Source organism: Skermanella sp. (genome assembly GCF_059503625.1).
Window position 1 is genome coordinate 1 of record NZ_JCACHA010000671.1, and the last position, 12,856, is coordinate 12,856.

11 protein-coding genes are annotated in these 12,856 nt (G+C 64.2%); 6 read left to right on the forward strand and 5 right to left on the reverse strand.

The genetic code is table 11. The features are described from left to right. The 5 genes from AC5JJ6_RS21420 to AC5JJ6_RS21440 form a co-directional block, all read left to right on the forward strand. The coding region (locus AC5JJ6_RS21420; RefSeq protein ID WP_496044005.1) for an ATP-binding cassette domain-containing protein at positions 1-875 on the forward strand (875 nt) is incomplete at its 5' end. Next, a complete protein-coding gene (locus tag AC5JJ6_RS21425; RefSeq protein WP_496044006.1) occupies positions 872-2,932 on the forward strand; it encodes an ABC transporter permease in 2,061 nt (686 codons plus the stop codon). The genes AC5JJ6_RS21420 and AC5JJ6_RS21425, both read left to right, overlap by 4 nt. Positions 2,933-2,978: 46 nt before the next feature. Then, complete coding sequence (locus tag AC5JJ6_RS21430) at positions 2,979-3,959, forward strand: 3-hydroxyacyl-CoA dehydrogenase (RefSeq protein ID WP_496044007.1); 981 nt, start codon at positions 2,979-2,981, stop codon at positions 3,957-3,959. 69 nt (positions 3,960-4,028) lie between these two features. Beyond that, complete coding sequence (locus AC5JJ6_RS21435) at positions 4,029-4,901, forward strand: SMP-30/gluconolactonase/LRE family protein (RefSeq protein ID WP_496044008.1); 873 nt, start codon at positions 4,029-4,031, stop codon at positions 4,899-4,901. Positions 4,902-4,991: 90 nt separating this feature from the next. Continuing rightward, positions 4,992-5,144 carry a hypothetical protein gene (locus AC5JJ6_RS21440; RefSeq protein ID WP_496044009.1) on the forward strand — a complete coding sequence of 51 codons (153 nt, stop codon included), beginning with the start codon at positions 4,992-4,994 and terminating at the stop codon, positions 5,142-5,144. 219 nt (positions 5,145-5,363) lie between these two features. Here the strand turns inward: AC5JJ6_RS21440 and AC5JJ6_RS21445 are convergent, their stop codons facing one another. Continuing rightward, positions 5,364-7,523, reverse strand: a complete 2,160-nt coding sequence (locus AC5JJ6_RS21445) for a mechanosensitive ion channel family protein (RefSeq protein ID WP_496044010.1) — start codon at positions 7,521-7,523, stop codon at positions 5,364-5,366. Beyond that, positions 7,513-7,896 (reverse strand): SDR family oxidoreductase, encoded by a 384-nt coding sequence (locus AC5JJ6_RS21450; protein ID WP_496044011.1) that lies wholly within the window; start codon positions 7,894-7,896, stop codon positions 7,513-7,515. The genes AC5JJ6_RS21445 and AC5JJ6_RS21450 overlap by 11 nt, the downstream gene beginning before the upstream one ends. A 474-nt stretch (positions 7,897-8,370) precedes the next feature. On the opposite strand from AC5JJ6_RS21450, the gene AC5JJ6_RS21455 reads away from it, so the two are divergent. Next, positions 8,371-8,583, forward strand: coding sequence for a hypothetical protein (locus tag AC5JJ6_RS21455; RefSeq protein ID WP_496044012.1), 213 nt, complete (start codon positions 8,371-8,373; stop codon positions 8,581-8,583). Positions 8,584-9,234: 651 nt separating this feature from the next. On the opposite strand, the gene AC5JJ6_RS21460 is transcribed toward AC5JJ6_RS21455, so the two are convergent. The 3 genes from AC5JJ6_RS21460 to AC5JJ6_RS21470 all read right to left on the reverse strand — a co-directional run bounded on the left by AC5JJ6_RS21460 (position 9,235) and on the right by AC5JJ6_RS21470 (position 11,962). Then, positions 9,235-10,146, reverse strand: a complete 912-nt coding sequence (locus AC5JJ6_RS21460) for a ParB/RepB/Spo0J family partition protein (protein WP_496044013.1) — start codon at positions 10,144-10,146, stop codon at positions 9,235-9,237. A 3-nt stretch (positions 10,147-10,149) separates the two neighbouring features. Further along, positions 10,150-11,109, reverse strand: coding sequence for a ParA family protein (locus tag AC5JJ6_RS21465; RefSeq protein WP_496044014.1), 960 nt, complete (start codon positions 11,107-11,109; stop codon positions 10,150-10,152). A gap of 685 nt (positions 11,110-11,794) precedes the next feature. After that, positions 11,795-11,962 carry a hypothetical protein gene (locus tag AC5JJ6_RS21470; RefSeq protein WP_496044015.1) on the reverse strand — a complete coding sequence of 56 codons (168 nt, stop codon included), beginning with the start codon at positions 11,960-11,962 and terminating at the stop codon, positions 11,795-11,797. Positions 11,963-12,856 lie beyond the last annotated feature (894 nt).

The following is a 12,856-nucleotide window of genomic DNA, read 5'->3' on the forward strand; positions in this document are numbered from 1 at the left end:
ACGACGAGGTGATCCGCATGATCATCGGCCGTTCGCTGTCCGCCACGTTCCCGCCCAAGCCGCCGAAGAGCCGGCGGGCACCCGGCGCCGTTCCCGTACTCGGCGCCAGCGGCCTCGTCACCGGCGGCAAGCTGCGGGATGCCGGCTTCGACCTGTGGCCGGGAGAGATCCTGGGTATCGCCGGCTTGCAAGGCATGGGGCAGCAGGAACTGTTCCATGCCTGCTTCGGCCTCGAGCACCTTACGGCCGGCACCATCAAGGTCGATGGCCGCCCGGTCACGCTCGCCTCGCCGCAGGACGCGATCCGGTCCAACATCGGCATCTCCCTGGTCCCGGAAGAGCGGAAGACCGAGGGCCTGTTCCTCAAGCGCGACGGCTGTTTCAACGTCTCGCTGCCGGTGCTCGACCGGTTCTCCCGTGCCGGCTTCGTCGACCGAAGGGCCGAGGAAGCGGCCGTCGCCCGCGTGCTCGATCAGGTCGAAGTCCATCCGCGCGCCCTTTACACCCGTGCCGGCGCCTTCAGCGGCGGCAATCAGCAGAAGATCGCCATCGGCAAGTGGTTGCTGACCGGCAGCCGGGTGCTGCTGATGTTCGATCCGACGCGCGGGGTGGATATCGGCACGAAGCATCAGCTCTACGTGCTGATGCGCGACTTCGCGGCGGCGGGAGGCTCGATCCTCTTCTATTCCACGGAAATCACGGAGCTGGTCAATCTCTGCGACCGGGTGCTGGTGATGTATGGCGGACGGATCGTCGAGGAGCTGGAGGGCGACGCCATCGAGGAAGAGCGGATCATGCGCGCCGCCCTCGGCGGGCCGCGTCCCGTCAAGGCGAGCGCCGCCGCAGCAAACGTCGCCGAAGGAAACGTAGCATGAGCATCACGGCTTTGCCGTCCCGGCCCGCCGGCGCCAACTGGGGTCCGATGCTCGCCCGGCATCGCGGCATCCTGATCGCCCTGGCGGTCTTCGCCATCCTGTTCGGCACCGTCACGCTGATCTCCGACAGCTTCAGCTATTTCGAATTCGGCTTCATGTCGGCCGGCGGCGCCGCCCTGGCGCTGGCCGCCATGGGCCAGACCGTCGTCGTGCTGACGGGGGGATTCGACCTGTCGGCGGGCGCCGTGGTGTCGCTGGTCAACGTCGTGCTCGGTTCGGGCATGGGCACCGATCTGACGTCGCAGGTGCTGTTCGGGTTCTGCGCGCTCGGCATCGGCGCCGCGGTCGGCGCCGTCAACGGCTTCCTGATCGCCTATGTGCGGTTGCAACCGATCGTCGTGACGCTGTCGACGATGTTCATCATCCAGGGGCTGATCCTGCTGATCATGGACACGCCCGGCGGCGCCATAGCGCCCGAATTCATGGCGTTCCTGACCGGCGACGCCATTCCGGGGATACTGCCGGCCCCGGTCGTGGTGGTCGCGGTGGCGGCCCTGGTCTGGCTGCTGATCCGGAACACGCGCTTCGGCGTCGGCCTCTACGCGGTCGGCAGCGACGAGGAGGCGGCATCAGCCGCCGGCATGCCGACGCGGTGGATCAAGTTCCGCGCCTATGTGCTGGCCGGCATGTTCTATGGTGCTGCGGGAGCCTTCGTCTCGGCCCAGACCGGGTCGGCGGACCCGCTGATCGGCCGTTCGATGCTATTGCAGATCTTCGCGGCGGTGGCCCTGGGCGGCACCGTGCTAGGCGGTGGCCGGGGCGGCGCCATCGGGTCGATCATCGGCGCCTATACGCTGATGATCGCGGTCAACATCCTGCTCGTCCTGAACGTCTCCGCCTATTACAGCTCCATCGCGGAAGGCGCGCTGCTGGTGCTGGCCGTGCTCGGCGCCTCGCTGAGCCGTCATTCGCCGCTGGCCGACTACATCCGCCTGGGTCTGCTGAAGCTCCAGGCCCGGCGGACCGGCACGCGGGCCGTCGACCATCCGGCGACGCCGATGGTCCCCCGGCTGGCCGAGGGCGCCCGGCGCACCGCGCGGGAACCCCTGCCCGGCTGGCTGGCGCGCCACCGCGAAACCCTGCAATACATCGTCCCGGCCTATGTCGGCTTCATCCTGGTGCTGATCATCACCGAGATCGTCCACGGCAATACGCTGACCAATCCCGGCTATTTCAACTCGCTGATCGTCCTTTCCTCCTTCCTGGTCATCCTGGCCCTGGGACAGGGCGCCGCGATCCTGACCGGCGGGCTGGACCTGTCGGTGCCGTGGATGATCACTTTGGTCGGCATCGTGGTCGCCGGCCTGGTGCGCGGATCGGACGACATGGCGCTGTGGGCGGTTCCGCTGGGCCTGGCGCTCGGAGCCGGCCTGGGTGCCCTGAACGGCGTCGGCATCGTGCTGTTCGGGCTGCCGCCCATCGTGATGACACTGGCGATGAACGGCATCCTCCAGGGGGCGGCGCTGATCTACAGCGGTGGCACGCCCGACGGCTTCGCGTCGCCGGCCATGCGCTGGATGATGACCGGCCGTTTCCTGGGCCTGACGCCGGCGGTCTGGCTGGTCGCGGCCTTCGTCGCCGCAGCCGTGGTCCTGCTGGGCCGCACCACCTTCGGCCGGCGGGTCTATGCGGTCGGCAACAGCCCGCTGGCGGCGCGTTTCAGCGGCGTCGGCGTCGGCGGCACGCTGATCAGCGTCTACGCGCTGTCGGGGCTCTGCTCCGCCCTGGTCGGCATTCTGCTGGCCAGCTTCAGCGGTCAGGCAAGCCTGGGCATGGGCGACGAGTATCTCCTGCCGTCCATCGCCGTGGTGGTCGTCGGCGGCAGCCTGATCACCGGCGGGCGCGGCCATTATCTCGGCATGCTGGGCGGCGTGCTGCTGCTGATGGCGCTATCGACCCTGCTGGCCGGGACCACCCTGCCCCATTCCGTCCGCGACATCATCTTCGGCCTCGTCGTCCTGGGCGCCGTGCTGGCGCTCCGCGAGCGGTCGAACTGACGTCCCGCAATCGATGCAATGCAGAAACTCAACTGAGGAACCCCCCATGTCTGAACCGGCCAAGTCTGAACCGGCCAAATCCGAACAGGTCACGATCGTCGGCAGCGGATTGATCGGACGCTCCTGGGCCATCGCCTTTGCCCGCGCCGGCTGGCGCGTGGTCATGTGGGACCCGGCGGAAGGCGCTGCCGAGGCCAGTCTTGCGACCATCGGGAACCTGCTCGGCGATCTCGCCGCCGAGGATCTCCTGCAAGGGCGGAGCGTGTCGGAAGCGCGCAGCCTGATCAGCGCCGCCACCACCCTGGAAGCGGCGCTGGACGGCGCCCGCTGGGTGCAGGAGAACGCGCCGGAGGATGTCGAGGTCAAGCGCGAGCTCTGGACGCGGCTGGATGCGCTCGCACCGCCCGATGCCATCCTGGCAAGCTCCACCTCGGCCATCGTGCCGTCCGACTTCACGGCGGATCTGCCGGGACGGGCACGCTGTCTGGTCGCCCATCCGATCAACCCGCCCTATCTCGTCCCGGCGGTGGAGCTCGTCCCGGCGCCCTGGACCTCGGCCGAAACCATGACCGCCGCCGAAACGGTGATACGCGGCATCGGACAGGCGCCGATCGTCATGAAGCGGGAACTGGACGGCTTTGTGATGAACCGGCTGCAAGGCGCCCTGCTCGACGAGGCGTTCCGGCTGGTGGCGGACGGCTACTGCTCGGTCGAGGACATCGATATCGGGCTGCGGGAAGGGCTGGCACTGCGCTGGGCGTTCATCGGTCCGTTCGAAACCATTGATCTCAACGCGCCCGGAGGCATCCGCGACTATGTCGGGCGCTACGGACGGCTGTACGAACGGCTGGGGCAGAGCATGCAGCGCCGGGTGGACTGGACGGGTCCGGTCCTCGACGGCATCGAGGCGCAGCGGCGCGAGCGCCTGCCCGCAACGAAGCTGGCCGAGCGCCAGCGCTGGCGCGACCGCCGCCTGATGGCGCTGGTCCGCCACAAGCGCAAGGCGGCGGCGGACATTGCGGAATAATAGAGCCGGCTGCACCCCTGGGGAAGCGGCCGGCGAACTGAAAGACGATCGGAAAAACGGGAGGAAACAATGCGTATCGAAGTGCTGGCCGACGTAAAGACGACGCTGGGCGAAGGCCCGCTCTGGGATGTCGAGGAGCAGCGGCTGTATTGGATCGACAGCTTCGACGGCCGCGTCTTCCGCTGCACCGAAGACGGCAGGGAGATCCGTTGCTGGGACGTGCCGCAGAAGATCGGGTCGATGTGCCTGCGCCGGGATGGCGGAGCCATCGTTTCCTTGCAGCGCGGCTTCCACACCCTGGATTTCAAGACGGGTGACGTCGAGCTGATCCACGACCCCGAACCGGACCGGCCGCAGAACCGGCTCAACGACGGCAAGGTCGACCGCCAGGGCCGCTTCGTGGCCGGATCGATGGACTGCATGGAGGAAGGCCCGAACGCCAATCTCTACCGGCTCGATCCCGATCTCAGCGTTCACCGGATCGATACCGGCATCATCGTCAGCAACGGCCCGTGCTGGAGCCCGGACGGCAGGACGCTGTACTTCACGGATACCTGGTCCGGCGAGATCCGCGCCTACGACTACGATACAGAGACCGGCGCCGTTTCCAACCGCCGCAGTTTCACGTCGTTCGAAGGCCGCGACGGCGCGCCTGACGGCGCCACGGTGGATGCCGAGGGATATGTCTGGTCGGCGCTGGTCTATGGCGGAAAACTGCTGCGATTCGCTCCCGACGGATCGCTCGACCGCGAGATCGACATGCCGGTCAAGAAGGTGACCAGCATCATGTTCGGCGGTCCCGATCTCGATGTCCTCTACGTGACCTCGATGGCCAAGCCGCCGCTGCCGCGCTTCCCCGATGACGGCCAGCTGCGCGGCAGCCTCTTCGCGATCACCGGCCTCGGAATCCAGGGCGTACCCGAAGCACGGTTCGCAGGATAATCCATATTTCCCCGCAGCGAACGGCGTCCATCCCGCGCCGTCCGCCAGCGGTTACGGAGTTCAAGGCGTCGGGCCAGTCTGGTCGTTGCCATGCAGGGCCTTGCCGGGATCGAGGTGCCCAAGGGCACGACCCACGGCGTCGGCGTGATCGGCGGCGCCTCCATCAACTCGATCCCGACCGAAGCCTGGATGCCGGTCGGTATGCGATCGGCTTCACCCGAGGATCCCGGCGCTTTGGAGTGACCGAACTCGTAGGCGGCAGGCTTGATCCAGTGCCGGAATTAGGCGTTCTCGGCGTGGATGACTGGGCTTGGCGCAAATGCCAGAGCTATGGCACGATCCTTTGCGATCTGGAACGCGACCGCGTCATCGATCTCCTGCGCCGGGAGCATGCGGGAGCTTACGCCGACGGAGAGCTAAGCGCGGCATCTCAGTCAAGTGGCCTATAAAGGCCATCGAACCTCAATCGGCATTGGTCTTATCCTCAAGCACGTTACGGATTGCCTGCGAGGCGGCGAAGCCGGCTGCGCGCTCGCCGGCATGAGGATCGTCTACCCGCACGACCACGCCACGGCCGACCAAGTCGATCCCGCTCTGCTTGAAAGCCTTGAGGATGCGCTGATAGGCTTCCCGCCGGATGACGAACTGTTCGCCGGGCTTGGTAACGTATTTGATGCCGATGATCACGGCGTCATCCTCCACGCGGCGCACGCCCTGCGATTTCAGCGGCTCAATGAAGCTGGGCCCCATCTCCGGATCGGCCTGAAGTTCCTTGCTGATCTCCTTGATGATCCGCTTGACCAAGGACAGGTCGGTATCCGGTGCAACGCGAAACTCCAGCCGCATCAGGGACCAATCACGCGTCTGGTTGGTCAACGCCTTGATCTGGCCGAACGGCAGGGTGTGGACTGCGCCGCGTTGGTGGCGCAACTTGAGCGAGCGTAGCGAGATCCCCTCGACAGTGCCGCGCAGATTGCCGACCTCCACATAGTCGCCGATATGGAAGGCGTCCTCCAGCAGGAAGAATATCCCGGACAGCACATCGGCTATGGTCGATTGTGCCCCCAGCCCGACCGCGATACCGACAACGCCGGCCCCCGCCAGCAAGGGGCCGATCGCGATACCCATGGAGGACAGCACGATCATGACGACGATGGCGATCAGCACGACCTGCAGGAACTTTCGGACCAACGGCAGCAGGGTCGCCATGCGCTGGACGGTACGCTGGTCCCCTAAGCTGTTTGCCGACATCACCCGATCGAACGACCGGGTCAGCAGCTCCCATCCGACATAACCGAGCAGCAGGACGACACCGATGTCGAACAGCAGGCGCAGGACGATACCCCCCAGCCCGGCATGTTCGCTCGGGTCGAAGCCCCAGATGAAGGCCGTTCCCACCACTCCCAGGACCATCAGGGCTGCCCATACCGCGCGCATCAGACGGAGAACCGCCCTGCTGTCCGGCTGTTCGCCGACCGTCCGGTAGAACCGGATGATCGGGCGCCGGAGCATCAACGCCAGCAAGGGTACGGCTGCCGACAGAAACAGGCTCAGCAGCAGGCGCAGTCCTATCCCGGTTTCCAGTTTCAGGGCAGCGGACGCGGCCGCAAGCCAAAGGCCGACAAGGTAAAGGGTCGCCAGCGCCAAGCCCAAGACCAGGGTCGGAGCTTCTCGGGTTTCCAGTCCGAGATGTTCGCTAAGCGCATGGACCATGGCAGGCCGGCTGGTCCACAGCCGATAGAACAAGTAGATGAACGGTGTCGTGCTGATTGGAAGGACCAGGGCGATCAGCGGGTCATATGCCATACCCAGCGCGCCGAGCAGATCCGCGAGACCCAGCGCCGCCGCGGTGAGCATGGCGGTGACAACCGCTGTCCGATGGATCGATCGGGCACCCTCGCTGCCCACCGGCAGCAGCTGTCTGTCCGGGTGGTTCGGCGCGCACAGGAAACGGGTCACCAGATCGGTGATGAACACGGTAACCGCCGCTTGCAGCACCGCGATCAGGATTGCCGGGGCTGCGGGATGCGAGGGCCGCAGGATTGCGTATGCCAGCAGCAGCCCCATCAGGAACGCGGCGGCTCGCACCGCATGGATGCCGAGACTGCGGGCGGAGCGCGATAGGGCTGTGCCGCCGGACTTTGGTTCGGGCAATAGCCGCCGAGCAGCCAGCAGAGCCGCTGTCCCGACGGCGAGCTGGAACAGGATCGACAGACCGAGTTTTGCAGGGCTGACGGCGGCATCCCGCCCATTCGGCCGGGCAAAGGCATCCGCTATTGCCCTAGGCACCTGCGGAAAGGCCGCAGCCACGGCATCGATCCGATGCGCATAGGCCGCCAGTGGCGCGGTTTCCACCGCGGAGGGCTTGGCCTCTTCCGGGCCGGCCAGCAGCCGCGGCCGCAAGGCGCGGCGCAGTTCAGCCTCGTCCATCACGCCAAGCACGGCATCTGCCTGCTCCAGCGTCAGCCCGTTTGGGAATGCTCGCAGCAGGGTATCGACCTGATTGCCGGCTGCGTCCTCCACCGGCTGCGCCATGGCGGATGGCAGCATCGGCAAAAGTAGCAGAACAAGCATGGCGAAGGCGATGGCCAGCTGCTGACCCAGCCGGTTCCTACCCGACAAGATGGTAACCGCCGTCGATATGGAGCGGCAGTCCGGTCAACTGCCTCGCGGCGTCGTTCGCCAGGAATGCGGCGCACGGGCCGGCATCCTCGACGGTGACGAGGTGGTGGGTCGGCGCCCGCCCGGCAGTGCGCTCAAGCAGATCGTCGAACCGGTCGGTGCCCGACGCCGCGCGCGCCGCCATGTTGTGGTGTTCGGCTACCTTTTCAGCGCCGACGAACGTGACCGTCATCAGACAGCCGCCATCGATCATCAGCGGCTCGGCCAGCTTCGTCATGCGGATGAACGATTGGCAGGAAACGTCCATGGCGAGGGCAAACCCCTTGGCACAGCAATCGACGCCCCATTTCCCTGGAAGATCAAGCATTGTCATGGAGTGCCTCCGTCGAATGGCCGCAAGCGTCAACTCGCGGCCTCTGGCTTGTGAGATACCCGCCGGACTGCCGGACGATCAGTGACAGCCAGACTGCAACGGATTCTCCAGCAGCCAGCACTGCGTCGCAACTCCGCAACGGTAGCAGGCAACGGTATCCCGGTGGCTCGGCCGCCATGAAGCGCCTCGTTACAGTAAGCTGCTTCCATCGGCGTATGGAGACGCCGATCCTGAGAACTCTATTCTTTTTCCAACCATCACAGCTTCTTATTTCGAACGATGTTGGCCATGCAAAGTCGGGAACTCCGTTTGCTTTGTCAGGGAACTGCCGAACATGACGAGCAGACATTTGGGACGCGCGGCCCATGCCGCCGGCCTTGGCAGCCGCCTTCGGAACAATCCCAACAACCATTTGATCGGGCCCGCGGCGGTGTTGGTCTGTCCGCTGATCCTGCGGTCGGGGTCTTTCTGGTGATGCAGCCGTTCCTGTCGGCGCTGCTTTGGGGCACCCTCCTCACCATCTCGGCTTGGCCGCTGCACGTCCGGCCGATGCGCGTGCTTGGCGGGCGGATGCGAGCGTCGGCGGCTATCCTGACATTGGCCGCTTGTGCTGTTCTCCTGATCCCGCTTGCTCTGCTCGGCCATAACTTGGCTGAGATCATGGCGCAACTTATTGTAGGTCTTTAGGGTCTAAAAAGCAGCTCAAGGTAGCTCTCTGGTCGGACCGGGGCGCCATATCCCGTTGCCGAACAGGTTCGCAAGTTGTGTCGCAGGTCGCTGAACGACAACGGCATAGTCATTGCCATACTCCTGATAGGTCACCAGCGGCACGCTCTGCAGCCGCTCGCTGCCGATAGCCTCCCCCTGCCCTGCTCCAGCCGCTGCGCTTCCAGGCCGGAGCAACAGCAAGACAGCCAAGCGCTTCTTCAGGACGATGATGAAAGGCTTGAACTCCGTGTTGTGGCAACCGGCCGAGCTGGAGAGCTACGCGGCGATCAAGCAGACGATCGTCCGGCATGGCGAATATCGACAAACCCGGTGTTTGGACGACAAGGCAACGACAAGGCGGAGAGTTCGCATCCGTCCGATCCGCCTGCGCCGACGGCGCATCGAACACCACGGGTCGCCGTGGCGGGCCGAGCAACTCCTCTCCACCCTTGGTCCCATTCACCAGAACAGCGGTCCCGGGCGTTCGATGTCTGGCAGCAGGAGAGATGCACCCCGATGCCCGCACAGGGTCCAACCTCCAGAATCGCGGGCGTCTTCGCACAGCCAGTCCAAATCGATGTGGCAAAGTCGCCTGTGCGGTTCCGCACACGATTACCGACTTCCCCTGCCCTACCGTTTCAGGATCCGATCGATACGCTCCCGCAGAGTCTCCAGTTGCAAGCGATGGTCTTCATCGATCCGGTCGCCGGTGCCGTCCAGGTGCCCTATCGTGAGTGACAAGCGCTCGATCATATCCAGCAACTTCTTGCCCATCTTCAGCGGACGCGCGGCCCGGTCCCGCGATGGGGACGGCCCGCTCGAACGTGTCTCGCCCTGACCGGCTTCGGCGTCGGCCTCATTCCCCGCTGCGCTGCGCTTGGCCTCGCGCAGCTCGCGCTCCGTCAGACCGGCCTTGGCCAGTTCCCAGAGAACGCGCTGGCGCTCGTCCGATCCGCCGGAAGCTACTTCGAACAACCGTGTCGCGGAGATCTCGTCGGCCTTGTCCCTGTAGTCGTCCAGGATGTCCTGCGGCATGCGGAGAACGCCGAGGAAGCGGCTGATCCGCGAGCGCTCCATGCCTACGAGGTCGGCGATCTGGCTTTGATCCTCGACGCCCATCTGCTCCATCATGTCGCGGATCGCCAAGGCTGTTTCCACGACGTCCAGATCCTCGCGCAGCAGGTTCTCCGCGATGGCGACCGCCGGATCCGACGTCAGGAAGACGCGGGCGAGGATCGTGGTCTCGCCAAGGTGCTGATGGGCGAGCAGCCGGCGCTGACCGGCTCGGAGTTCGTACTCGCCACCATCGCGATAAACGACGGTAACCGGATTGATCAGCCCGACCCGGCGGATGTTCTCGGCCAGGGCGACGATCTTCGACTGATCGACGTTCTTCCGGGGCTGGTTAGGGTTCGGTCTGATGCTGGCTATGGGAATCCGCTGCTGCCGCCCATTGGGGTCCGCTTCCCCGACCTTGGCGACAAGCGCCTTGGCCTGCCGTTGCATGCTGGTCGGCTCACGCCGCGCGAGAAGATTTGCCATGGGTCAGTCCGCCTGCTTGCTGGTGGTTCGTGCCGCCTTCATCTTGGACAGGATCATCTTTACGTAATTCCGATAGGTTCCGACCGCTTTGGAACGCCCGCTGGCGCGGAGGGCAGGGTGCCCGGATGCCGAGGCCTTGGAGAACACGGTGGCGCGCGGGACTGGATCGAAGATGGGGACGATGTCGGAAACGAGCTGGCGCAGTTCCCCCAAGGTCGCCTGCTCTTGGCTGTTCCGCTCGCTGAACATCGTGGGCAGGATCGGCAGGATGGTCAGTCCGGGATTGTAGTTGTCGCGGACCTGGGAGACTGTGTCGAGCAGGCTTAGCGTGCCGTGCGCCGCCAGATATTCGGTTTGTACGGGGATGATCAGGAAGTCCGCCATGCTGAGCGCGTTGATCGTCAGCAGGTTGAGGTTGGGGCCGCAATCGAAGATGACGACGTCGAAACGGCCGCTGACGCTGCTGACCTTCTGGAACAGCCGTTTCTCGCCGCCGATCTCCGTGCTGAGTTGGCGCTCGACATCGGTCAAAGCCTTGGCGCTGGGCGCCACCCAGAGGTTGGTGTCGCTGTACTGGAGCAGGATATCGTCCATGTCATGCTGGCCGCGAAGGACCGCTGCCATGCTGAGCCCGCTCTCCTGGATCTGGGATATATCGAAGCCAAGGTCCGAGGTGGCATTTGCCTGCATGTCGAGATCGACGATCAGGCAGCTGAGGCCTGAGTCGGTCAGCCCCCAGCCGACATTGCAGGCGGTTGTCGTCTTGGCGACCCCGCCCTTCAGGTTCGTGACCGCCAGGACGAACGTCCGCCTCGGATCGGACGCTTTGGCGGATTTGCCAACGGACTTTGCCGGTGGCTTGGCGGCTGCTTTCGGTGATGTCTCGACGGACAGCTCGGCCGTAAGCTCCTCCATTGGAACAGCGTCCGCCGCCTCCGCCTTTTTCTTCGCTGCACGCGCCATCACCGCTTCTCCGCCCAGGTCGATCGATCTGCGTCGATGTTTCTATTGCGTGATCTGATCTGTCAATCACTGCCTGATTGGCTCCGTCGATTATCCGTGAACCTGTGTGCGGAACCGCACACTGCATTTGGTCCAGTCAGGAGAACTGGTATCAGGCGTGATCGATGCAAACTTCCGCGGCCCTGAAAACCCTGTGCGGTTCCGCACAGGGTCGATTGAATTGCATTGAAAGGCTTCGATAAAGGACCCCGATACCGCTGCATAAGCGCACAAGAGGAAAAATCAGCGCAAAAGACCGGTTTAAGGTCTTGAGACACAGGACATGGTGACTAGGTTTGCCGCAGTAATGAAAGCCGCACCGTATTCGTAACCGTTGCCCCCGCATCCCTCATGCCCCCTCAGGCGTCCAATCCACCGACGGCGCATCGGATCCTTCTGCCGCACTGTACAGGAACCGAACTCAATGTTGCCAACAGCCTCGTGAACCCAACCGTCGAGATGCAGGCGGAGGTGAGAGGGCAGGGGGGGGTCAAGGAGAGCCGCAGGTCCGCGCGCCGCAGATAGTTCGCCTTGCTGGCAACCTTGGGCGCGACTTCATGCATGTGCCACTTGTCGCCGGGTGACGGCAGCAGCCGACGCACGATGTTCACCAACTCCTGGCCGAATTTCAAACCTCACGGCCAGATCATCCCATGGCTGACCTCTCGTCGCTGACCTCGAAGCCGCGGAAGCCCAGCATCGCCTTGGCTATCCGAAAGCTCGGGGGGATTCGAAAATACAGTGAGACCGTGTAGCTTATCAGCTCCGGAGAAAAGCGGTGGCCGACGTAGGGAGCCCTGGTCGAGGTCGTCATGGCCGCCTCACAGCGGATTCGCGCCGTTCAAGCAATCCAACACGCCGCCAACCTGAAGATTCCGAGGGGACGGCTCGCGGTCAGGCTGATCAGCGATACGAGGATGCAGAAGGCAAGGGGAGCCATGCGCTCAACAGAGTAGAGGGCATGATCGTGCATGGTCGCCCTCCTGGCTGAGGATGTTAATATTTTGGTAGCACAAAGGTTGTTTCCTGTCTCCAGACGGTTCATACGCATGAACTATTCCGCCTGCAAGTCCCTGAGAAATTCGGGGTACATATTCTTTAAGCAGGCGGAGAGAGGAACCTGCGCAACGAGTTCGTTGTTCTGTTATGGAAACTGGTGTCTTGAGTGGCATGTGGGAGTGTTTCTAAATGCAGTTCGTCCACTGGCGTGATCTTGGTTCTCCTACCCGGCCGGGAAGCGCTAACGTTCCTGAAGGAGTCGTACAGGTAACTCAGCTTCACATTGCTATTGCGGCCAAACACAGTGGGCGATGCAGCTTCAGGATCGATGATGCGGTAAGAAACGAACGTCCTGGTCGTGAATATGATTTGGGGAGGCTGGCATATCCGGACTGAGTCAGGTGCAAGGGGCGCCAGCTGCTTGTCCCTCCGTCGATGTGCGCCGCGGAGGTCCGTAAAACGACACGGTCAGTCTGGTCCTGTCCGCCGGCACGGTGGTGCCTGCACCGTGAGAAGCTGTTGCGTAGCCAATGCCATTGGCCCAGGTCCCGATGAAGACGTTGAAGATGAGAAATCTTCCTCGCATGACATCGACGCGGTAATGGATGCAGGAGGAAACGAGAGGGCGCAGCCGTTTTCCTGCTGGCCGCGCCCCTCAAGATCACGCGCAAGTCCTTGATTGCGCGTAGGCTTTGAAAGCTCAGATCCC

Excerpts from the sequence above, each read along its gene's own strand:
- AC5JJ6_RS21425 (WP_496044006.1), top strand. The coding sequence starts at position 872 with ATGAGCATCACGGCTTTGCCGTCCCGGCCCGCCGGCGCCAACTGGGGT.
- AC5JJ6_RS21430 (WP_496044007.1), top strand. The coding sequence starts at position 2,979 with ATGTCTGAACCGGCCAAGTCTGAACCGGCCAAATCCGAACAGGTCACG.
- AC5JJ6_RS21435 (WP_496044008.1), top strand. The coding sequence starts at position 4,029 with ATGCGTATCGAAGTGCTGGCCGACGTAAAGACGACGCTGGGCGAAGGC.
- AC5JJ6_RS21440 (WP_496044009.1), top strand. The coding sequence starts at position 4,992 with ATGCAGGGCCTTGCCGGGATCGAGGTGCCCAAGGGCACGACCCACGGC.
- AC5JJ6_RS21450 (WP_496044011.1), bottom strand. The coding sequence starts at position 7,896 with ATGACAATGCTTGATCTTCCAGGGAAATGGGGCGTCGATTGCTGTGCC.
- AC5JJ6_RS21455 (WP_496044012.1), top strand. The coding sequence starts at position 8,371 with ATGCAGCCGTTCCTGTCGGCGCTGCTTTGGGGCACCCTCCTCACCATC.
- AC5JJ6_RS21460 (WP_496044013.1), bottom strand. The coding sequence starts at position 10,146 with ATGGCAAATCTTCTCGCGCGGCGTGAGCCGACCAGCATGCAACGGCAG.
- AC5JJ6_RS21465 (WP_496044014.1), bottom strand. The coding sequence starts at position 11,109 with ATGGCGCGTGCAGCGAAGAAAAAGGCGGAGGCGGCGGACGCTGTTCCA.
- AC5JJ6_RS21470 (WP_496044015.1), bottom strand. The coding sequence starts at position 11,962 with ATGACGACCTCGACCAGGGCTCCCTACGTCGGCCACCGCTTTTCTCCG.